Below are 20,040 nucleotides of genomic sequence, written 5' to 3'. Positions count from 1 at the left end.
ATGACTGCAACCTTCACTCCTGCCCTGCGCACTGGCCTCTTGCTGCTTCTGGCCCTGATCAGCCTGCTCTTGCCAGCCGAAGCCTGGTCTCAGGCCGTTCCGGCCATCACCAGCACCGCGGGCCCCAATGGCTCGCAAACGTGGTCGCTCAGCATCCAGACGCTGGCCATGCTGACCATGATGTCCTTCTTGCCTGCTGCCTTGCTGATGATGACCGGCTTTACCCGCGTCATTATCGTGCTGGGGCTGCTGCGCAATGCGATGGGCACGGGAACCGCACCACCGAATACCGTGCTGGTAGGCCTGGCCCTGTTTCTGACCTTCTTTGTCATGTCGCCCGTATTTGATCAGGTGTATCAGGACGCCTACAAGCCCTTGTCGGAAAACAAGATCAGTTTTGAGGCCGCGCTGGAGCAAGGTGCCCAGCCCCTGAAGACCTTCATGCTGCACCAGACGCGTGAAGCAGATTTGAAATTGTTTGGCGATATGGCGGGCGTGGCCGAACTGGAAACCCCGGAAGATGTTCCCCTGCGTGTTCTGGTCCCGGCCTTTGTCACCAGCGAACTGAAAACCGCCTTCCAGATTGGCTTCACGATCTTTATCCCCTTTCTGATTATCGACCTGGTGATTGCCAGCGTCCTGATGTCTCTGGGGATGATGATGGTCCCGCCGGTGACCATCTCGCTGCCCTTCAAGCTCATGCTGTTTGTGCTGGCCGATGGCTGGCATCTGCTGCTCGGTTCACTGGCACGCAGCTTCTACCAATAAAGGACCGCCATGACTCCCGAAACCGTCATGTCCATGACTTACACCGCCCTGAAGCTGGCCCTGTCCATGGCCGGTCCCATGTTGATTGTGGTGCTGGTGGTGGGTCTGGGCATCAGTATTTTTCAGGCGGCCACCCAGATCAATGAGATGACCCTGTCCTTCATCCCCAAGCTGCTGGCCATGGGGATTACCGTTGTGCTGCTAGGTCCCTGGTTGATCAACAATATGGTCGACTATATGCAGGGCCTCTTGCGTGGAATTCCTGGGCTGGTGAACTAAGGCCCGTTACGACAACCAGGAGCCCCACATGAGTATGAAAATACCTGGCGAACAAGGCACCACGCCTTGCCGTCTGTACAGGCTCTAAGCTTGCCGTGCTAGACCTGAACTCTACCCAGCTCTATGCCTGGCTAAACGCTTTTTTGTGGCCCTTCATCCGCATTCTGGCCACGCTGGCGACCGTTCCTTTTTTCAGCGAATCAGCCATCCCCAAACGTGCCAAAGTCGGTCTTGGTTTTGTCCTGACCCTGATTGTGGCACCCTCGCTGCCCCCCTTGCCCGACCTGCCTACCGCCTCGTACGAAGCCTTGCTGATTGCCATGCAACAAGTGCTGATCGGGGTGGCGCTGGGCCTGACCATGCGTATCGTATTTGCCGCGGTACAAACCGCAGGTGAATTCATCGGCCTGCAAATGGGCCTGTCTTTTGCGTCCTTTTTTGACCCGGCGACGGGTGCGAATACCGCTGTGCTGTCGCGCCTGCTAAACGTCATTGCGGTACTGACCTTTCTGGCCCTGAACGGCCACTTGCTGCTCCTGGGCGTACTGGTCCGCACCTTTCATGTGCTGCCCATCGGAGCAGATTTACACGTGAATGGGTGGGGAGCCTTGCTGGACTGGAGCAGTGAATTATGGGTCTCGGGCATGTTGCTGGCCCTGCCGCTGATTATTGTGCTGCTGACCATTAACCTGGCCTTCGGGATCTTGAACCGCACTGCCCAGCAATTGACGATTTTTGCTGTGGGTTTCCCGATTACGCTAACCATCGGCCTGACCTTGCTGACGGTCGTGATTCCCCAAACCACGCCCTTCCTGACCCAGCTTTTCAACTCTGGCTACGAAGCCATGATGCGGGTCGCTCTGGGGCTGGCAGGCTCTTAAAAGGCGTTGGCTTGTCGCTGTTTGTGCGACTGCATCAAACGCCGGGCCTGCCCAATGGTCAGCACCCCTTTTTGCTTGGCACGCCCGATCAACAACTGCATTAACTGCGCACTGACCAGGGCATCGCCCAAGGCGTCATGACGATCGCTGACAGGCAGGCCACAATACTTCAAACAATCATCCAGGCCCAGACGGCGGCCCCGCCATTCTGGCAAGACACAGGCAGCCAGCTCGGCCAAATCCAGAGCCAGGGGACGTGCCTGTTGCAGGCCCGCTTGCGGCCAGGCCCGATCCAGAAAAGCCAGATCAAAGTCTGCATCCCAGGCAACCCACACCGAGTTTTCCGAATAGCGTGCAAATGCCCGCATCAATTGCGGCAAAGGTTCTCCCTCGGCTTGTTGCTGCGGGCTGATTTCGTGAATCAGCAGACTTTCCGGGCTGCGCTCACCCTGGGTATGGACCAGCCCAGACCAGACATTGCCCAAGGCAATCGAGCCATTCTCCAGACGGACAGCCCCCATTTGGACAATATGATGTCGCTTGGGCTCCAGCCCACTGGTTTCCAGATCCAGTACGGTAAAGGCCGCTTCGTCCAAGGAAAGCTCATCCACCCCGCTCCAGGACAAGGACAGACTGCGGGCGGCAAAAGAGGCTCGACGCCAGGGAAGCCATGAAAGCAATTTCATAAGCGATACCGGAAAGCCAGAATACGTTGGGCACGACGCACTTGGGACAAGGCCTCACGCAGCACACGTGCATCCAATGCCCCCAAACTACTCACGCGCACCAGATTGTTGGGTTCTTGCCCTTGTTGCAACTGGGTTTGATGGTGCTGCAAGCGCAGCAACTGCAAATAACGATAGGCCTCACACAGGCCCTCGGACTCTTCGGCAGTAAAGACGCCCCGTTGGGTCAGGACGGCCAGCCGATCCAGGGAGGAAGGCAGCTCACAGCCATGTGCCAGAGCCAGTACACGCAAGACATCCACCATCGGTGCCAAAGCATGTTTCTTGATATCAATCTTGTCGTCGCCCTGCCCCATCAGGGCTTCCAGGCGACTGCGCTTCTTACCGCTGGGAATACGGGTCTGACAGGTACTTTGAGCCAGCATGCGCTGAAAGACGTGATTGTCGTTGACCATTCCCAGAACCCGACGCTGCATGCGTTGCAGCAGGCTGCTCTGGCCCCAGATGGCGCGGCAATCAAAGTAAATTGTGGATTCCAGCAACTGCTCGGGCGCAGGCCGTTCAATCATGATCTGGAAGCGATGCAGCCATTCCGCTTCGGACAGGCATAACTCTGGATTGCTGGCCATGATATTGCCCGTACACCAAGCCATGCCGCAGCGATCCAGAGCCTCGTTCACACGGAGTGCAAAGGGCAGGAGCAAGGCACGGTAGGCCTTGGTTTGCTCTGGGGAATTGGCCAAAAACAAAATGCCATTGTCCTGATCGGTATGGCGCGTCTGCTCACCCCTGGCCTGGCTACCAAAGGCCAACCAGCAAAATTCGATACCGTCCAAACCTGAGCCGGGCAAGGTCAGTTCAATCGTGCGTTGTACGGTGTGATCGTTCAGGCGGGTAATCACCGCCGTCAGTTGTTCCGAACGGGCTCCGTGTGCCAGCATGGCATCCACCAGCCGCCCAATATCCGATTGCAAACGCACCAGCACCGACACGTCCTGCGCACAGCGTAGAGCACGCGACAAATGCACCAGGTCCACACGCTGCAGGGAAAACACATCGCGCTCGGACACCATGCCCACGACCTTATGGTCCTGAACCAGACAGATATGGCCGATCTGGTGCTCCACCATCAGCAAGGCAGCGTCAAAGGCAGAAGCTTGCGGGCTTAACCAGACCGGGTCCGGTGTCATCACTTGCGACATGGCCTGGGTAGGGTCGTACTGCCCCCCGGCCACCAGACGGCGCAAGTCGCGCAAGGTAAAGATACCCAGCAGATGCGTATCGGGATTCACCACCACCATGCTGCTGACCTGGCGTTCGTGCATATCCTTGACAGCCTGCTCGACCGGGCAGTCCGGCAAGCAGCTCAGCAAGCCACGCTCTGTCAGCGCCTGCAGGCTCATGTCCAGCGTATAGCTGGCGCCCAAATCGGCACTGGCGCTTTGTTGGGCACTGCGCCAGACCGAGGCCAGCAAGCTGCTGGTGCCGCGCAGGCAGTAGTCCCGAAAAGGTTCACTAATAGTCAGTAGATGCGCAACGGCCTCGCCTGCCACGCACAGGGCAAAGCAATCTTCCTGAACGGTATAGGCACTGCCCAGCGGCTGGCCAGAGACCAGTTCACGCACGGGCAGCAAGTCGCCTTCCACGTATTCATGGTTTTCGCCTTGCTCCTGAGCGCAGACTTGTCCCTGACGAACAATGTAGAGCTGATCGACCCGCGCCCCCTCTTCAAACAGCACCTGTTCGGCTGAGAAAAACCGAAGTTCGCTATGTTCGATCAGGTAATCGCAGTGCTGCCTCTGCATCTGATCAAAAGGCGGGTAAGCAATCAACCAGGCCAAGATGCCGGGCGCCTTCTGGCGCACCGCCGTCTTGGCCACGGATTCACCGGGAATCGCGAAGGACATGAGCGTCTCTGCTGGCTATTAGGCAATAGAATTATTGTGCCATGCAGCATGACCCAGGCCGAGCCCCTTTTTCTAGGGGATTTCAACTATAGGCATGGGCCTTTTTTTGACCCCAAAAAGCTTAACGCAAACGCTCGTAGTCGCGCTCCGCCATATCGATCACATCGCCATCCTGAACTTTGAACTGGGAAACAGCTTCCGCCAGGGTCTCGGACTGCGATTGCAAGGAGCCTGCCGCTGCGGCCGCTTCTTCCACCAAGGATGCATTTTGCTGCACCACAGCATCCATTTGCGCCACGGCCGTATTAATTTGCTCGATACCGGCGGTTTGCTCCTGGGAGGCGGAGGAAATTTCGCTCATCAAGGTGGTTACGCTATTCACGGCGCGCACCACTTCCTGAATGATATCGCCCGCACTGGCAACTTGTTGCGTACCGGTCTGCACTTCGTTTTGCGAGGCTTCGATCAGACCTTTGATTTCCTTGGCCGCTTGCGCGCTGCGTTGTGCCAAGCTGCGCACTTCACCGGCCACCACGGCAAAACCCTTGCCCTGTTCACCGGCACGCGCCGCTTCTACCGCCGCATTCAAGGCCAGAATATTGGTCTGGAAGGCAATGCCGTCAATCACATTGACGATGTCGGCCACTTGTCCCGAACGGGCAGAAATCTGGTTCATGGTGTTGACCACCGCGCCGACTGATTCCCCACCCTGACGAGCCACCTTGGCGGCGTTATGAGCCAGTTGGTCGGCCTGATGCGCATTGTCCGCGTTCTGGCGCACAGTGCTGGCCAGCTCTTCCAGACTGGCGGCGGTTTCCTGCAAGGCCGCTGCCTGCTGTTCGGTACGGGAACTCAGATCCGTATTGCCCGCAAAAATTTGCGAAGAGCCCGAAGCAATCTCGTCCACACCTTGGCGCACCGTCAGCACAATCCCTTGCAGGCTTTGCTGCATGCGACGCATGGCATCGTACAGAACGCCTACTTCATTGGCCGAGCGATACGTAATCTTCTTGGTCAGATCGCCATTGGCAATGTGGTCAAAATGCACGCCTGCTTCGCGTAATGGCGTCAGGGCGGTACGGCCCAGGACCAGACGCAACGCAACGATAATAATCAGGCCCAGCACCAAAGCCAACGCAATCACTGTATTGGCAACACTGGTTTGCAGCTCAGCCTGCGCCAGCAACTGGTCTGCCAGATCATTGTAAAACTTGCTCAGCTCTTCAATACGGAACTGGAAGGTGGCGGCACGCAGTACCCCAAACCCTTCGCTGACAAAGTAGAACGTGCTGTAGTCGCGGGTTTCCAGGGCCTGGACCATAGGCTCAACGCCATCATCCAGATAAGCCTGATAGGAAGCGACCAGCCCCATGGCCAGACGACGCAATTCTGGCTCGGTGGGCATATTGGCACGGATATCGGCAAAAGCCTTGCGTACCTCATCCAGCTTCTGGGTCGCCATAATCACCGCGTTATCGGCGTTTTGCACCAGATTCGGGTCGTTATCAATACCGGCTTCCTGATAAAAACGCGCGGCGCTCATCAGGCTGACGCGGGCTTCCATCATATTGTTGTTCAGTTGCAGAACCTGCACCGAACGATCCGCCTGACGATTGATCGTACGCAGCGCATCTCCGCTTTGTTGCAGGTAGTACGCAGCCAGGCCACCCACGGCCACAATCAATACCAGGAACAAGCCCATGCAAATCATCAGCAAGGTGCTGATTTTCATGCCCGAAGCGGACTTCAGACTGGGGCGGAACGATTTGGAGGAACGACGTTTAGACGCGCGAGACGCGGAGGGAAGACTGCTTTCAATACCCAGCATTGGCTAAATCCAAAGAAAACTCTAGTGGCTGACCGGCAAGATGGTGATCATGTCCGTGCCAGGGTGCTCAATCGTGACCGAGCCGGTGGTGGCGCTACGCGCCTGCTCGCGATACATGGAAGGAATATGACTGCGTTTGACCACTTGCTGGAAACGCCCCTGGGCATCGAACTGAAGCCACAGTTCCTGTCGGAAATACACCGCATCAGTTGCCAGGGTTGTGCCCTGGAACCACACGGCCATTTCACTACCATCGAGCTGTCGGTAGACCTGATGCGGGCGGCCTTGCAAAGACAGTTCTGCATCAGCACGAGTACTTTGGCCCAGAGTCAGATCATTCAGACCTGAGGCCTTGAAGGAGGAACCCTGGGTGGCACACGCTGCCAGGGTTAACAAGCACAAGCCTATCAGCGTCTTACGTCCCCGCCCGACCCAGGTACTCAGTCGGGTGCAAGACATTAAAACTCCTCCCAATCATCGTCCGAGGACGCGCTGTTTTGCTTGCCGCTCAAATCGGGGCGCAACAGACGTTGACTATCGTCTTGAGCCGCCGGGGCTTTGGCTGCTGGTGCGGCCTTGGCAGGCGCCGACAAACCTTTGGTCGCACTGCCTGGCTTGGCCGCCGATGCGCTGCCTTTCAAGGAAGGACTGCGACGCTGTTCGGACTCGGACGATGTGGCAGCGGCACTGCGGCGGTTCGCCACACGGCGGGCGCTGACATCAATCACTTCCGTACCGGGCGAGCGGAAAAAGCCAATAGCCTGATTAACCTTGGTGACCTGTTCGCTCAGGCCGGAGGATGCCAGAGCCGCCTGTTCCACCAAACGGGCGTTGTACTGCGTGGTTTCATCCATTTGAGAGACGGCACGGTTCACCTGATCAATCCCGGAGGACTGTTCAATGGTGGCAGCGGTAATCTCACCCATGATGTCGGTCACGCGGCGCACGGAGTCCACAATTTCCTGCATGGTGGCACCGGCTCGTTCCACCTGCGAAGAGCCTTCCGTAACTTTGCGTACCGAGTCTTCGATCAAGCCAGTAATTTCACGGGCAGCCTGCGCACTACGCTGCGCCAGGGCTCGCACTTCAGCGGCCACAACGGCAAAGCCCTTGCCCTGCTCACCCGCACGGGCAGCTTCTACCGCTGCATTCAGTGCAAGAATATTGGTCTGGAACGCAATGCTGTCGATCACGCCCACAATGTCAGAAATCTTGTTGGAACTGGCCGAAATGCCTTGCATGGTCGCCACCACTTCATTGACGGCACTGCCGCCACGGTGCGCCACATCCGAGGCGGTTGCGGCCAACTGGTTGGCTTGCTGGGCGTTGTCAGCGTTCTGGCGCACAGTACCCGCCAGTTGTTCCATGCTGGCAGCGGTCTGCTGCAAGGAAGCGGCCTGCTCTTCGGTGCGGCTGCTGATATTGGTATTGCCCTGAGCAATTTCCTGAGCACCGGCGTGGATCTCTTCCAGGCCCAGACGCACCGTGGTGGTGGTCTTGACCAGGGATTCCTGCATGCGGCCCAGAGACTCGAACAACTCGCCGATCTCATTGGCCGTCAAGACGCGGATACGTTGTGTCAGGTCGCCTTTGGCAATGGCATCAAAGTAAGCGGCAAAGTCGCCCAGGGGACGCACCACACGACGGAAAAAATAGCTGATGGCAGCCAGACCCAACAACACCGCCAGAACCAGCACCACCGTCAACACGATATTGAACGTGCTCTGCTGCTCCTGCAAGGTGCGCATGACCTTGTCACCCGAGCCCAGCGCGAGCAAGCCGTGAAAGTAATACAGCGCCCAACCTGCCATGGCAACGGTCAATGCCATCAGAGCAGCAATACAAAAGGTCATGCCGACCTTCAGACTCAAATTCTTAAAAAGCATAGAAGATTCCTGCACGTGGTGCTTGACTGCCGATTAAGGAAAAACCACCCAAAAAAAAGGAGCTCAATCCTAGCGATTCATATTGAACAAGCTCATGCTCTGAATGGTCTGGAACGCCAGGGCTGACATTTCCAGAGCCGCCTTGCGCAACTGCAACTGGGTGGACGCATCAAAGGGATTCAGATCTTCCAGTCGCGAAAGCTCATTGGTGTAACTCAGTGCTCGTGCCGTCCCGTTGGCGCTCAAGGCATCAATCTCGTTCATGCGCGTACCGACCGAGGAAATCACCGTCTGCACGTTGTCAAAGTTCTCGCCAATACGTTGCATGGCCGAGTTCATGACGTTGCGGAACTCGGCCTGGGCAGCCGGATCTCCGCTAATGGGCTTGCGCAGCGCCTCGACCACCGTTTGCAAGGTGTTGAACATATTCATGTCGCCCGAGCTGGTGCTATCCACCGAGCTGACCTCGAAACTGTCGCCTACGGCAGGCTTGCCTTCAATCTGAACACTGACGCCACCTGGCAAGCTGATGCGCTGACGCTCGTTTTCATCCAGCACGCCCTGACTGACCACCGCACCGTTAACCTCGATGTCGTACTCGGTCTCCGAGGTAAAGCGAATGGTGTAATTGGCTTCTGCACCTGGCAGGGAAGAGTTTCCGTTAGGGGCGCTGACGACCGCCGAACCCGTATTACCATTGGCCTGCGTGAAGTAGGCGGTGGAACCGGGATTGGCACGCTCAAAAATGTCACGGCCATGATCCGCCGAATCCATCTGACGGGTCTGGTCCACCTGAATATCGCGGCCATTCGTATCGCCGGTGTAGGAAAAGGTATTACCTGTACGCTCGAAAGCCTGGGTAGAGCCTTTGGCACCGGAGAACAAATACTGGCCCGAGCCATCCTTGGTATTGGCAAAACCGAACAAGGTCTCCAAGGCACTTTCCATCACCGTGGCCAAGGTGCTGCGATCAGCATCAGACATGGTGCCGGTCGAGGCTTCTACCAAACGGGTCTGAATGCCCTGCAACTGCAAGTTGACGGCATTCAACAAGTTTTCTTCTTCACCCAGAGAACGCATGGCCACTTCACGGTTTTCACCGTAACGCTTGTCCATGGCCTGAGCTTGCGCCAGGTTAATGGTCTGCGCGGAGGCCAAAGGGTCATCCGAGGGCGTGATCATCCGTTGTTGCGTGCTCATCTGCTGAAACACACGCATCAGATCGGACTGCTGCTTGTTGATCGAGTTCAGGCCCGTCTGAAAGAAAAGAGAAGAACTAATACGCATAGCAAGGTTCCAATTTCAAGACTAAAGAGCCGTACTTAACTACGAAGGCCCAACAGGGTGTCAAACATCTGCGAGCTGACATCAATCAGGCGGGCAGCGGCCTGGTATTGCTCCTGAAAACGCTGGAGCATGATGTATTCCTCGTCCTTGTTCACACCGGACAGGGATTGCTGGGCAGCGTAGTTCTGCTCGATCAGTTTCAGTTGCGCTTTGGCAGCCGTCCCGTTTTGCTGCGTTTGCACGGCAATACGGTTCACGATCTGGCCAAAAGAGTCGTTCAGGCTCAAAGAGCCATCGGCCAGCACTTTGGTATTACGCAAGTCCGCCAGTTTCTGGGCAATTGCGCCGTTAGCCGTGCCGGTATCTTTATCAGCCGCCGCCAGATCCTGAGGGCGCTTGATTTCCACCTGCAAGCTGCTGCCTGCATTGACGGTCGGCTGAAGCAACCAGGAATCACCATCCTGGGATTTGGTCTTCAGGCTGGACACATCAATTTCCAGGCCATCCACACGCGTAATGCCGCCGTTCTTGTCCGGACCGTTCAAGGCAGTGACGTCATTGCTGGTCAAGTTACGCAACTGGAAACGGCCATCCACACGTTCGATACGGTAGTTATCCCCCGTCAGTTTGTCGACGGGTTGGGTGTAGCCTTTGCTGGGGTCAGCCGGATCAATCGGGTCTTTGTAAAAAGACACACCGGGAACACCGCTGCTGACCGGGTTATTGCCATTGGCCAGAACTTTGGGACCGCTGACGCTGAACAGGTCTTTACCAGGCTCACCTTTCAAGTCCACGCCTTGGCGGTGAATATCGTTCACCGCGTGGGCCAGGCCCACAGCCAGACGACCCAGGCTGTTGATGGCCGGTTCCAGACTTTCCTGGCGGAACTGCAACAAACCACCCAGGGTGCCACCTTTAACCGTTCCTTCGCGGAACTCGGACACTACCATCTTGCCGTCCACGTTCAAGGCGGAGGTAAAACCAACCACCATACGCTCGGGGTTTTCTGCCGAACGCACCGCGTGCAAGGGGTAAACATTTCCGCCACCCAGCAGCATCTGGCCGCCTACGGTGGTGACGCTCAGTCGGCCATCCTGCTCGACGGTACGCACGTCAACCAATTGGCCCAGTTCGGCCACCAGTTGTTCGCGCTGGTCCAGCAAATCGTTAGGCTCATGACCCGGTGTGGTGCCTTTGGCAGCCACAATCTGTTTATTAACGTTATCAATACGTTCCAGATAGCTGTTGATCTGGGTAACGGTGGTGCCAATCTGGGTATTGATGTTTTCGTTGACGCGGTTCATGTAGGACGTGGCGTCACGAATCTGGGTTGCCAGACTTTCCGCACGGCCCAGCAACTCCTGGCGTGCCGAGGAATCCGCAGGCTGCGAAGCCACCGCTTCCAGACCATTGAAGAAATTCTGCAAGGCGGGGCTGATGCCCACGGTGCGGTCCGAGAACAGATTGTCCAACTGGGCAATTTCCGTGCCGTAGCTGACCAGGGCAGCACCGGCCGTTTGCGAGCGCACCAGTTGCTGATACAGAAAGTTGTCGTGGGAGCGCTGTACGGTGACCACCTGTACACCACGGCCGTAGTAACCGCCACTGCTCCCTACCGAGCCAGCCGTCTCAACCAGGACCGATTGGCGGTTATAACCCGCGGTATCGATATTATTAATATTGTGGCCCGTCACCTGCATGCGCTTTTGAGCGGCAAACAAGCCGGAAATACCAAGGTTGGCGAGATTCATATCAAATCCTTTCTGTCCTGCCCGGCCCGTAGTGTCCAAGGCGAAAAATGAACATGCTGCTTTTTAACGACCACCCTGGTGCAATATTTAGACCTGCATTAATAATTAAGACTTGCCGCCATCAAAGTAGGCCATGATGGAGATCAGTTTTTTCGCGTAGGAAGGGTCGGTGGCATAACCCGCATCCTGAATACGCTGTGCCGCCTCCTGGGGCGAGCTCGCTTGTTTTACGCTTTCATAGCGTTTGTTATTACCAATCAGGTTTGCATAATCGGCAAAGGACTCGGCATAGGAGTCATAGGCGCGGAAGGTTTGCGTCATCTTGCGCGCCACCCCGTTCTGATACTCGGTAGTCATCACGTCTACCGTTTTGCCCTTCCAGGATGGCGAGGCCTTGATCCCGAACAGGTTGTGGCTGGTAGAGCCGTCGGCATGCATGATTTCACGCTTGCCCCAGCCCGACTCCAGCGCGGCCTGGCTCAAAATCAGCTTGGCAGGGACACCACTGTCTTGCGCCGCCACTTTGGCCGCCGTATTCATGCGATCCACAAACTGGCGGATATGGTTAGGCGCACCCTGAATCGAGGAATACACGCGTTGAACCGTATTGTTGTTGCTGAGCTTGTCGATCAATTCGGCAATCGAAGCAGCATCAATGGAGCGGTCATTCGGCATGCGCGAACGCAGATCAGGACGACGTGAACGGGCGGCTTCCGGGTCATGGGATGCGACACCAAAAGGCTCGCTACCCTGTCCACTCATCTGAGCTTGCAAGGCCTTGGCCAAGCCGATACCGGGGTCGGACAACTGCATGGCCAACTGCTCATCACCCAGGCTTTGCGCCATACGCACAGACTGCGTATCGAACATGCCGCCTTCAGGATTTGCAGCCCGTGCCTGCTTCAAAATATTCTGAATAAACAGGGACTCGAACTGACGAGCCACTTGCAACTGCGTGCTTTGATTCTGGCTGTCCTGCCCGGCTTGCCGACGTAACTGGGCCAGTTGCTGAGGGTCAAAAATCGACACCTGCGCACTGGCGCCCGGACGTGGGAAGTACTGCACCGTCATTAGATGATCTCCAAATCAGCCCGCAAAGCGCCCGCGCTTTTCAGGTTTTGCAAAATGGACAGCAAGTCTTGAGGGGTTGCACCCAAGGCATTGAGCGCGCGCACCACATCGGCCAGATTGGCACTGGTTTTCACGCGTTGCAGCGAACCACTGTCACTGCGCATTTCAATCTGCGTGCTATCGGCCACCACGGTCTGACCACCACCAAACGGTGTGTCTGGCTGGCTGACCTGCGGCTGGCGACTGATGACCACGGACAGATTGCCGTAAGCAATCGCGGCCTCATCAATCGTCACCGTGCGGTTCATGACCACCGAGCCAGTACGTGCATTGATCACCACACGAGCCCGTGCTGGCGGCAAGTTCACTTGCAGGTTTTCAACATGAGAAATAAAGGCGGTCTGGGCCTGCGGGTCCAAGGGACCGCGCACCTGAATCAGACGGCCATCCAGAGCCGTCGCGGTAGAAGGACCAAACTGCTTGTTCAGAGCCGCGACGACGTTCTGGGCAGAACCAAAGTCTGAGGAATTCATCTCCAGATTGATCACGCCATCTCGTGCATACGTGGTTGGCACGCTCTGCTCGACGGTCGCGCCGCTGGGAATCGTGCCGCCATTCAACTGATTGACTTGCACACTGGAACCACCGGCCTCAGCCCCTGCCCCACCTACCAGCAAGTTGCCTTGGGCAATGGCGTAGACCTGGCCGTTCGCCCCTTTCAGCGGCGTCATCAACAAGGTTCCACCGCGCAGGCTTTTGGCATTCCCCATGGAGGACACCACCACATCCACGGATTGACCGGGACGGGCAAAGGCAGGCAGACGCGCCGTCACCATGACGGCAGCCACGTTCTTGAGCTGCATATTGCTGCCCTGGGGAATCGTCACCCCTAACTGGGACAGCATATTGGTCAAACTTTGCTGGGTGAATGGTGCCTGACGCACCTGGTCGCCACTGCCATCCAGCCCGACGACCAGGCCGTAACCGATCAACGGGTTGTCACGCACGCCCTGAATGGATGCCAGATCCTTGATGCGCTCAGCCTGGCTGGCTGATGCCAGCAACAGACCGGCCGCCAGCAAGGCTGCTTGCAACACAGGGCGATAAGAGAAAAAACGAGTACGACGCATGGAGAAGGCCATAACAAGCAAAAGGCTCAGAACGGGGAAATATTCAGGAAGAAACGCTGTAGCCAGCCCATGGTCTGGACTTCGTCCATAACCCCTTTGCTACGAAACTCGATACGGGCATCCGCCACTTGGGTGGAGGACACGGTATTGCTGCCTGTAATGGAACGCGGGTCCACCACGCCGGAAAAGCGGATATGCTCGCTACCCCGGTTAATGGCGATTTGCTTTTCACCGGCCACCTGCAAATTCCCGTTGGGCAACACGCCGACCACGGTGGTGGTCAAAGTGCCACTAAAGGTATTGTCAGCACGGCTGGAACCCTTGCCCTGAGCCTTGTTCGAGCCCGAGACTTCAAAGTTCTGCTTGCTGCCCACTTCGTTAGGCAGGAAGGCCGGGACGCCAGTAAAGTCCAGACCACCGCTGCCCGTCCGATCCGTATTGGTCGAGACGTTTTTGGCGGCGTTGGTACGCTCCTGGATCATGATGGTGACAATGTCGCCCACATTACGGGGCCGTCTGTCTTCAAACAGCGGATAGCTACCATAGGCCGAGGGTTGGTAGATGGAGCCATTGGCCACGACCGCAGCGGGAATGGCGGGTGGCGGGGCCGCCGTCAAGGGGCCAGTCACCACATCTTCAGGGGGCACCAGCGCACAACCGGACAGGGCCACGACCGCACACAGCGCAAGACGGCTCATCAGAGCTTGGAACATTGTCACGATCTCTTTAGATTTACATCTGTGTCAGGCGAGCCAACATCTGGTCGACTGTTGAAACGGCCTTGCTGTTGATTTCGTATGCGCGCTGGGTGCTGATCATATTGACCAGTTCTTCAGCCACGTTCACGTTGGACGTTTCGTTGTACTTGTGCATGACCAGACCCGCGCCATCCATACCTGGCTGCAGGAAGTTGGCGGCACCAGATGCATCGGTTTCGATGTACAAGTTCTCGCCCTTGCTTTGCAAACCGGCCGGATTCACGAAGGTGCTCAGTTGCAACTGGCCCACTTCCACGCTGGCGCCGGCTGCGCCGGGTTGCGTCACCGACACGGTTCCATCCGGGGCAATGGTCAGTTCCAGCGCATTGTCCGGAATGTTGATAGGAGGCTGAATGGGGTAGCCGCCTGCCGTGGTCAACTGACCATTCTGGTCGCGCTGCAAGCTGCCATCACGAGTGTAGGCAAAGGTGCCGTCAGGCATTTCCACTTGCAGGAATCCGCTGCCTTGAATAGCGATATCCATATTGTGGCCCGTGTGCTTCATATCACCCTGGGTATGGATACGCTCGGTTGCCACGGTGCGCACACCGGTACCGATCTGCAAGCCGGTAGGCAACTGGTTGGCCGCACCAACCTGAGCACCAGGCTGACGCAGGGTTTGATACATCAGGTCTTCAAACAACGCACGGGTCCGTTTGAAACCAACGGTATTCACGTTGGCCAAGTTATTGGAGATAACGTCCATATTGGTCTGCTGAGCTTCCAGACCAGTCTTGGCAATCCACAGAGAGCGAATCATGTGTGTGTAATCCTTGAACTAAAACACGCGCAATCAGCGCGGCTTAGCCGTTAAATGAAAGGAGAGAGTTGGCCCGATCTTCGCGTGCACCGGCATCCTGGATGATCTTCATCTGGGTTTCAAAGCGACGGGAGTTGGCAATCATGGCCACCATCGCTTCAGCCGGGTTCACATTGCTTTTCTCAATAAAGCCCGAGACCATGCTCACCGAAGGGTCTGGCTGGGCCACACCCCCATTACTCAAGCGGAACAAACCATCCTGACCGCGCAGCAAATCGGCAGCGGGAGGATTGACCATCTTCAACTGGCCCATGACCTGGATATCGCGCGGATTGTCACCGGCGCCCAGCGCGGTCAGTTGACCATCGCTGGAGAAAGTGACCGTGCCGCGATCCGGGATTTCAATGGCTTGCCCATCGGTGCTGAGCACGGGCAAACCGGCCTGTGTCACCAACTGGTTCTGGGCGTTCACGACCAGATCGCCTGCCCGCGTATAGGCTTCCTGCCCATCAAGCGCACGCACGGCAAACCAGCCATCGCCCGCAATGGCCACATCCAGCGCATTGCCGGTTTCGGCCATGGCGCCGGGCTGAAAACGGCTGCCCGGTGTCACGGTGGCAGTGGCCACACGAGTTTGCGAACTCACATCACTGGTCACCGGCACGGACCGGTAATACGCCAACTGCTGGCGAAAACCGGATGTGTTGACGTTGGCCAAGTTGTTGGTAATGACGTCTTGCTGTTCCAGCGTGCGCTGGGCGCCATTCATGGCGGTATAAATCAGGCGATCCATGACAGCTCTTAACGCAGGTTGACTAGGGTTTGCAGAACCTGATCCTGCGTCTTGATGGTCTGGGCATTAGCCTGGTAGGTACGCTGGGCAATAATCATATTGACCAGTTCCTGCCCCATGTCCACGTTGGAATCTTCCACCGCCTGCCCTTTGATCGAGGCCAGACCGTTTTCGCCAGGACGACCCAGAATAGGCTGACCCGATTCACCAGTTTCAGTCCAGGCATTACCGCCCACGGGACGCAGACCTTGCAAGTTGCTGAAGTCCGCCAGGACCAAAGAACCCAAACGCTGAGTAACACCGTTGGTGTAGGCGGCGACCATGGTGCCGTCCTTGTCGATGCTCATGCTGGCGTACTCACCCGTGGCGTAACCGTCCTGGTAAGGCTTGCCCTTGGCAAACTCGCCACCGAACTGCGTGGTGCCGGTGTAGCGTACGTCAAACACCAGATCATCTGCAGGCGAAGCAGTACCACCCGGATTCGCCAAGGTCAGATTGACGGTAGCGGGATTGGGGCTGGTCATCACGCCTGAGCCATTAAAGGTCATAGTGGCGCTAGCAGGCGACAAAGGCTTGCTGCCTTCCATGTAGTACACCTCCCACACACTTTCGCCCGCCGCATTGGCAGGGCGCTTGACGAAGTACTGGGAGATCTCGTGGCTATTACCCAGCGAGTCGTACACCGAATAGCTCATCGAGTTGCTATAGGTGGTGTTGTCTGCGGGATTAAAAGTATTGATCGCGACGGTTTCCATATCGGGCTCCATCACGGGCTCCATGACAGGATTGCCGCTGCCGTCCAGAACAGGGTCGCCATTGGCGTCCAGCTTGGGCGTCATTTCAGGATTGCCGCTGGCATCCAGCTTGGGCTTGAAAACCAGATCGCCATTGGCATCTGTTTTTTGCTGCGTCTTGGAAGTAGGAATCACCGCGGCATCCGCAGGCAAGTTGGGCTTGAAATCCAGAGCCGTGGTTGCCTTGGGAGGCACGTTGGCCGACGGCACTTGCAGGCGCTGCAATTGGCTACCGCCCACGCCGTAACCCGTCAGGTAATGCCCTTGTGCATTGATCAGGTAACCGGCCTTGTCCGGATAGAACTGGCCATTACGCGAGAACAGCACCGCGCCATTGCTTTGCTCCAGACGGAACAGGCCTTTTTCGCCGTCAATCGCCATGTCGAACATATTGCCCGAGTTGCTGACGTTACCGACCGAGAAACGCTGGCTGACACGCGATACCTGCACACCCAGACCCACGCGCGAGTTGGCGTAGACGTCCGCAAACTGCACCGTCGAGGCCTTGTAGCCCACGGTTCCCGAGTTGGCGATGTTATTGCCGATAGAATCCAGGTTTTGGGAGGCGGCGTTCAAGCCACTCAATCCTTGTCCGAAGCTCATGAACTTTCCTTTTAATGTCGTGTTGGCCCAGCCCGCTTATGGGGCAAGCGGCGCTTACATGATTTTGCGTATATCCAGCAGGGAGAACGAACCCGCCAGGCCAAGATCCAGCATCAAACCGCTGGAGGTGTAAGCCACGCTATCGACCTTGCCATGCGTCAATGGGCTGGCTGTGACGGCAGTGCCATCGTTACTGGCCAGCACACTGACGGTGTACGCACCATCGGCCAGCGGTGAACCATCGTTATCCAGGCCATCCCACTCTTTGGAATAGACTCCGGCTTTCATCGGGCCTTCATCAAACTCGCGCACCACCTTGCCGCTGCTATCCTTGATAAAGATCTTGGTTGATGTCGTACCGCTCACCAGATCAATACCAAAAGGCATCGCGACTTTCTCACCTTCCTGGTTCGTACCCAGTGCGACTTTCTCGCCCGGCACCAGGACTTCTTTGCCAATCAGATTGGCGGCCTGCATGGACTGGCTGACATCCATCTGCCCGGCCACAGCCATCAAGGTGGTATTCAATTGCTGAATCCCGGCTACCGTGGACATCTGCGCCATTTGGGTCGTGACCTGGGCGTTATCCATGGGGTTCAAAGGATCCTGATTGCGCAACTGCGTAATCAACATGGTCAGAAAGCGGTCTTCCGTTTCTGCCATGGCGCTTTTGTTGCGGGCATCCACCCCGGCCATCGCCCCTGCGGTAGGGTCCAGGGCCGTGCGATCGTTATTCACTGTGCTCATGCTTTATCTTCCGTAATCCGGCTTACTGACCAATGGTCAAGGTGCGCAACATCAGATTCTTGGAGGTGTTCACCACTTCCACATTGGCCTGATACGAACGCGATGCGGCCAGCATATTCACGGTCTCGGCCACTACATCCACGTTGGGCAAAGTTACGTAGCCTTGCGCGTCGGCGTACGGGTTGCTGGGGTCGTATTGCAGGCGGCCGGGGGCATCGCTTTCCTGCACACCCACCACTTGCACGCCACCAATGGGGCTATTGCCCTGGGGGGTCATCTGAAACACCACCTGGCGAGCCTTGTAAGGCTGGCCATCCGGCCCGACCACGCTATCGGCGTTAGCCAGGTTGCTGGCCGACACGTTCAAGCGCTGAGATTGCGCCGTCATGGCAGAACCGGCAATCTGAAAAATACTGAAACTGGACATGAGGACTCGCTATTACTGTTGCAGGGCAGCCATCAAGCCTTTCAAACGCTGGGAAGCCAGGTTGATCGTGCTTTGATAGTGCAAGGTGTTATCGGCAAATTGCATGCGCTCCACATCCATTTCGACCGTATTGCCATCAAGGGAAGGTTGCACAGGGACGCGATACAGCAACTCGTCAGTACTGGGCAGACGGGCTGCCTGGGCAGGAATATGGCGAGCCGAGGTCAGGGACAAGCTGGTATTGGGCAATGCCATCTGGCCCTGCCCCCCTAAAGCGGCCTTTAATGTGGCCGTAAAATCCATATCCCGAGCCTTGTAATTAGGCGTGTCGGCATTGGCAATATTGGAGGCCAACACCTCCTGGCGCTCCTGGCGCACAGCCAGGGCCGTCTGGTAAAACTTCAGGTGCTCACCGATGCGATCAATCATGGAGTCAAGCCAATATTCTGTGTTCAAGTTTGAGATCCAGTGAACGCGCGCACGCCTTTTCACCGCCATAACAGAATGGTAGCCAGAGGCACCCCATCACAAACCCGGGAACAAAACGCTATTTATCGGCCAGTTCAGCTCTTGACCTGGCGGCTGAGTCCGTAAAATTCAGCCATGACCTTATATAGACTCCTGATCTGCGTATGCCTGTTCACCCTGGGTGCAACAGCGCCGGTGCGCGCTCAAGAGACGGTCCAGCCCTTAAGCGTGCAAGCCATGCAGGATCAGGCACAGGACTATTTGCTCAAGCAGGCGCAGATGTATCCCGGCATCGCCACGATCACCCTGGATAGCTCGCGCCTGAGCGCCATGCCCGCCTGCACCCAGAACCAGATTTTTCTGCCCAGCGGCCAGCGCCTGCGCTCACGCATGAGTATTGGCGTGCGCTGCCTGAGCCCGCAAAGCTGGAGCACCTCTATTAGTGCGACGCTTTCAATTCAGGGGCAGTACTACGTCACCAACCGGCGTATCAATCCGGGCGAGACCATTAATCAGGACGATCTGATTGAGCGCGAGGGAGATTTGCTGGGCTTGGCCAATGGCGTGGTCATTGATCCCAACCAGATCATTGGGTATGTCGCCAGCCAGCGCATCCCCTTGGGCAACGCCGTACGCGCCTCGGCCCTGCGCGATCCGCAGTCAGTCACACGCGGGCAAACTGTACGCACCATTGCGCGTGGCATGGGTTTTGTTGCCACTGGCGAGGGCCAGGCCCTGCAAAGCGGCGCCCCGGGCACCCAGATTCAGATCAAGGCCAGTTCAGGGCAAGTGATTTCGGCCACCGTCCTGGATGCGTCTACGGTTCAGGTCATTCTCTAAACTAAATCCGATGAGCATGCTAAAGTTTGCGTCCAGAGCGCCGTTACAAGATCAACGCAAAGAACAGGCCGCACGGAGAAACACGTGAAGATCAGCCCCTCCCCCCTCAAAACGCCCCTTGCTGAAACGTCTGCCACCGAGCGCAGCACGACAGCCTCTCGTACGCGCCAGGCGTACAACAACAGCAGCAGCACCAGCGAAGTGGACTTCAGCGCTGCAGCACGCCAGCTCAATTCGCTGCAAGACAGCAGCGCCGATGTCGACATGAAAAAAGTCGAGGCCTTGCGCGAGGCCATTGCAGCAGGCGAGCTCAAAATTGATACCAGTCGGATTGCCGACTCCCTGATTGCCTCCGTGCGCGATCTTCTCAAGTAAT

The 20,040-nt window shown here is 57.0% G+C and carries 21 protein-coding genes; 5 read left to right on the top strand and 16 right to left on the bottom strand.

Annotated features, from left to right (window positions below; genetic code table 11):
• From fliP to fliR, 3 genes are all read left to right on the top strand, one after another.
• A complete protein-coding gene (gene fliP, locus OSH09_RS00400; RefSeq protein ID WP_222668579.1) occupies positions 1 to 768 on the top strand; it encodes a flagellar type III secretion system pore protein FliP in 768 nt (255 codons plus the stop codon).
• Between the two features lie 9 nt (positions 769 to 777).
• Positions 778 to 1,047: a flagellar biosynthesis protein FliQ gene (gene fliQ / locus OSH09_RS00395; protein ID WP_003804652.1), complete on the top strand. Its 270-nt coding sequence runs from the start codon at positions 778 to 780 to the stop codon at positions 1,045 to 1,047.
• 95 nt (positions 1,048 to 1,142) lie between these two features.
• Positions 1,143 to 1,928 (top strand): flagellar biosynthetic protein FliR, encoded by a 786-nt coding sequence (fliR, locus tag OSH09_RS00390; protein ID WP_266119776.1) that lies wholly within the window; start codon positions 1,143 to 1,145, stop codon positions 1,926 to 1,928.
• Here fliR and OSH09_RS00385 read toward each other — a convergent pair.
• The 16 genes from OSH09_RS00385 to flgB all read right to left on the bottom strand — a co-directional run bounded on the left by OSH09_RS00385 (position 1,925) and on the right by flgB (position 18,785).
• Positions 1,925 to 2,614, bottom strand: a complete 690-nt coding sequence (locus OSH09_RS00385) for a 3'-5' exonuclease (RefSeq protein ID WP_207873779.1) — start codon at positions 2,612 to 2,614, stop codon at positions 1,925 to 1,927. The genes fliR and OSH09_RS00385 overlap by 4 nt on opposite strands.
• Positions 2,611 to 4,521 carry a DUF294 nucleotidyltransferase-like domain-containing protein gene (locus tag OSH09_RS00380; protein ID WP_266119775.1) on the bottom strand — a complete coding sequence of 637 codons (1,911 nt, stop codon included), beginning with the start codon at positions 4,519 to 4,521 and terminating at the stop codon, positions 2,611 to 2,613. The genes OSH09_RS00385 and OSH09_RS00380 overlap by 4 nt, the downstream gene beginning before the upstream one ends.
• A 121-nt stretch (positions 4,522 to 4,642) precedes the next feature.
• The gene (locus OSH09_RS00375) at positions 4,643 to 6,349 is read right to left on the bottom strand and encodes a methyl-accepting chemotaxis protein (protein WP_207873777.1); all 1,707 of its coding nucleotides are present in this window, start codon (positions 6,347 to 6,349) and stop codon (positions 4,643 to 4,645) included.
• Positions 6,350 to 6,370: 21 nt separating this feature from the next.
• Positions 6,371 to 6,808, bottom strand: coding sequence for a hypothetical protein (locus OSH09_RS00370; protein WP_222668584.1), 438 nt, complete (start codon positions 6,806 to 6,808; stop codon positions 6,371 to 6,373).
• Complete coding sequence (locus OSH09_RS00365) at positions 6,808 to 8,235, bottom strand: methyl-accepting chemotaxis protein (RefSeq protein ID WP_266119774.1); 1,428 nt, start codon at positions 8,233 to 8,235, stop codon at positions 6,808 to 6,810. Before OSH09_RS00365 ends, OSH09_RS00370 begins: the two co-directional genes overlap by 1 nt.
• 69 nt (positions 8,236 to 8,304) lie before the next feature.
• Complete coding sequence (flgL, locus tag OSH09_RS00360) at positions 8,305 to 9,522, bottom strand: flagellar hook-associated protein FlgL (protein WP_207873775.1); 1,218 nt, start codon at positions 9,520 to 9,522, stop codon at positions 8,305 to 8,307.
• 35 nt (positions 9,523 to 9,557) lie between these two features.
• Positions 9,558 to 11,273, bottom strand: a complete 1,716-nt coding sequence (gene flgK, locus OSH09_RS00355) for a flagellar hook-associated protein FlgK (protein ID WP_207873774.1) — start codon at positions 11,271 to 11,273, stop codon at positions 9,558 to 9,560.
• Between the two features lie 105 nt (positions 11,274 to 11,378).
• Complete coding sequence (flgJ, locus tag OSH09_RS00350; protein ID WP_207873773.1) at positions 11,379 to 12,344, bottom strand: flagellar assembly peptidoglycan hydrolase FlgJ; 966 nt, start codon at positions 12,342 to 12,344, stop codon at positions 11,379 to 11,381.
• A complete protein-coding gene (locus OSH09_RS00345; protein WP_243430233.1) occupies positions 12,344 to 13,474 on the bottom strand; it encodes a flagellar basal body P-ring protein FlgI in 1,131 nt (376 codons plus the stop codon). The genes flgJ and OSH09_RS00345 overlap by 1 nt, the downstream gene beginning before the upstream one ends.
• Before the next feature lie 26 nt (positions 13,475 to 13,500).
• Positions 13,501 to 14,187 (bottom strand): flagellar basal body L-ring protein FlgH, encoded by a 687-nt coding sequence (locus OSH09_RS00340; protein ID WP_207873772.1) that lies wholly within the window; start codon positions 14,185 to 14,187, stop codon positions 13,501 to 13,503.
• Positions 14,188 to 14,206: 19 nt separating this feature from the next.
• Entirely contained in the window at positions 14,207 to 14,992 is a 786-nt protein-coding gene (gene flgG, locus OSH09_RS00335; protein WP_207873771.1) for a flagellar basal-body rod protein FlgG, read from the bottom strand.
• Positions 14,993 to 15,035: 43 nt separating this feature from the next.
• Positions 15,036 to 15,785, bottom strand: a complete 750-nt coding sequence (flgF, locus tag OSH09_RS00330) for a flagellar basal-body rod protein FlgF (protein ID WP_266119773.1) — start codon at positions 15,783 to 15,785, stop codon at positions 15,036 to 15,038.
• Between the two features lie 8 nt (positions 15,786 to 15,793).
• On the bottom strand, positions 15,794 to 17,182 hold the full coding sequence (locus tag OSH09_RS00325) for a flagellar hook protein FlgE (RefSeq protein ID WP_266119772.1): 1,389 nt from the start codon (positions 17,180 to 17,182) through the stop codon (positions 15,794 to 15,796).
• Positions 17,183 to 17,236: 54 nt separating this feature from the next.
• Complete coding sequence (locus tag OSH09_RS00320) at positions 17,237 to 17,929, bottom strand: flagellar hook capping FlgD N-terminal domain-containing protein (RefSeq protein ID WP_207873768.1); 693 nt, start codon at positions 17,927 to 17,929, stop codon at positions 17,237 to 17,239.
• Positions 17,930 to 17,951: 22 nt separating this feature from the next.
• Positions 17,952 to 18,356: a flagellar basal body rod protein FlgC gene (gene flgC, locus OSH09_RS00315; RefSeq protein WP_207873767.1), complete on the bottom strand. Its 405-nt coding sequence runs from the start codon at positions 18,354 to 18,356 to the stop codon at positions 17,952 to 17,954.
• Between the two features lie 12 nt (positions 18,357 to 18,368).
• Entirely contained in the window at positions 18,369 to 18,785 is a 417-nt protein-coding gene (gene flgB, locus OSH09_RS00310) for a flagellar basal body rod protein FlgB (RefSeq protein ID WP_207873766.1), read from the bottom strand.
• Positions 18,786 to 18,959: 174 nt separating this feature from the next.
• Between flgB and flgA the strand changes: the two genes are divergently transcribed.
• Both flgA and flgM read left to right on the top strand, forming a co-directional pair.
• Positions 18,960 to 19,664 carry a flagellar basal body P-ring formation chaperone FlgA gene (flgA, locus tag OSH09_RS00305; RefSeq protein ID WP_207873765.1) on the top strand — a complete coding sequence of 235 codons (705 nt, stop codon included), beginning with the start codon at positions 18,960 to 18,962 and terminating at the stop codon, positions 19,662 to 19,664.
• Between the two features lie 84 nt (positions 19,665 to 19,748).
• Positions 19,749 to 20,039 (top strand): flagellar biosynthesis anti-sigma factor FlgM, encoded by a 291-nt coding sequence (gene flgM, locus OSH09_RS00300; protein WP_207873764.1) that lies wholly within the window; start codon positions 19,749 to 19,751, stop codon positions 20,037 to 20,039.
• The last annotated feature ends 1 nt before the right edge of the window (position 20,040 follow it).

Source organism: Alcaligenes parafaecalis, from assembly GCF_026344135.1.
In the GTDB taxonomy this organism is placed as follows: Bacteria; Pseudomonadota; Gammaproteobacteria; order Burkholderiales; family Burkholderiaceae_B; genus Alcaligenes; species Alcaligenes parafaecalis.
This window is presented reverse-complemented; position numbering and strand designations above follow the sequence as displayed.

What these genes read in the sequence shown, in the direction of transcription:
- fliP (WP_222668579.1), top strand. Translation starts at nt 1, where the DNA reads ATGACTGCAACCTTCACTCCTGCCCTGCGCACTGGCCTCTTGCTGCTT.
- fliQ (WP_003804652.1), top strand. Translation starts at nt 778, where the DNA reads ATGACTCCCGAAACCGTCATGTCCATGACTTACACCGCCCTGAAGCTG.
- OSH09_RS00385 (WP_207873779.1), bottom strand. Translation starts at nt 2,614, where the DNA reads ATGAAATTGCTTTCATGGCTTCCCTGGCGTCGAGCCTCTTTTGCCGCC.
- OSH09_RS00380 (WP_266119775.1), bottom strand. Translation starts at nt 4,521, where the DNA reads ATGTCCTTCGCGATTCCCGGTGAATCCGTGGCCAAGACGGCGGTGCGC.
- OSH09_RS00375 (WP_207873777.1), bottom strand. Translation starts at nt 6,349, where the DNA reads ATGCTGGGTATTGAAAGCAGTCTTCCCTCCGCGTCTCGCGCGTCTAAA.
- OSH09_RS00370 (WP_222668584.1), bottom strand. Translation starts at nt 6,808, where the DNA reads ATGTCTTGCACCCGACTGAGTACCTGGGTCGGGCGGGGACGTAAGACG.
- OSH09_RS00365 (WP_266119774.1), bottom strand. Translation starts at nt 8,235, where the DNA reads ATGCTTTTTAAGAATTTGAGTCTGAAGGTCGGCATGACCTTTTGTATT.
- flgL (WP_207873775.1), bottom strand. Translation starts at nt 9,522, where the DNA reads ATGCGTATTAGTTCTTCTCTTTTCTTTCAGACGGGCCTGAACTCGATC.
- flgK (WP_207873774.1), bottom strand. Translation starts at nt 11,273, where the DNA reads ATGAATCTCGCCAACCTTGGTATTTCCGGCTTGTTTGCCGCTCAAAAG.
- flgJ (WP_207873773.1), bottom strand. Translation starts at nt 12,344, where the DNA reads ATGACGGTGCAGTACTTCCCACGTCCGGGCGCCAGTGCGCAGGTGTCG.
- OSH09_RS00345 (WP_243430233.1), bottom strand. Translation starts at nt 13,474, where the DNA reads ATGCGTCGTACTCGTTTTTTCTCTTATCGCCCTGTGTTGCAAGCAGCC.
- OSH09_RS00340 (WP_207873772.1), bottom strand. Translation starts at nt 14,187, where the DNA reads ATGTTCCAAGCTCTGATGAGCCGTCTTGCGCTGTGTGCGGTCGTGGCC.
- flgG (WP_207873771.1), bottom strand. Translation starts at nt 14,992, where the DNA reads ATGATTCGCTCTCTGTGGATTGCCAAGACTGGTCTGGAAGCTCAGCAG.
- flgF (WP_266119773.1), bottom strand. Translation starts at nt 15,785, where the DNA reads ATGGATCGCCTGATTTATACCGCCATGAATGGCGCCCAGCGCACGCTG.
- OSH09_RS00325 (WP_266119772.1), bottom strand. Translation starts at nt 17,182, where the DNA reads ATGAGCTTCGGACAAGGATTGAGTGGCTTGAACGCCGCCTCCCAAAAC.
- OSH09_RS00320 (WP_207873768.1), bottom strand. Translation starts at nt 17,929, where the DNA reads ATGAGCACAGTGAATAACGATCGCACGGCCCTGGACCCTACCGCAGGG.
- flgC (WP_207873767.1), bottom strand. Translation starts at nt 18,356, where the DNA reads ATGTCCAGTTTCAGTATTTTTCAGATTGCCGGTTCTGCCATGACGGCG.
- flgB (WP_207873766.1), bottom strand. Translation starts at nt 18,785, where the DNA reads ATGATTGATCGCATCGGTGAGCACCTGAAGTTTTACCAGACGGCCCTG.
- flgA (WP_207873765.1), top strand. Translation starts at nt 18,960, where the DNA reads ATGACCTTATATAGACTCCTGATCTGCGTATGCCTGTTCACCCTGGGT.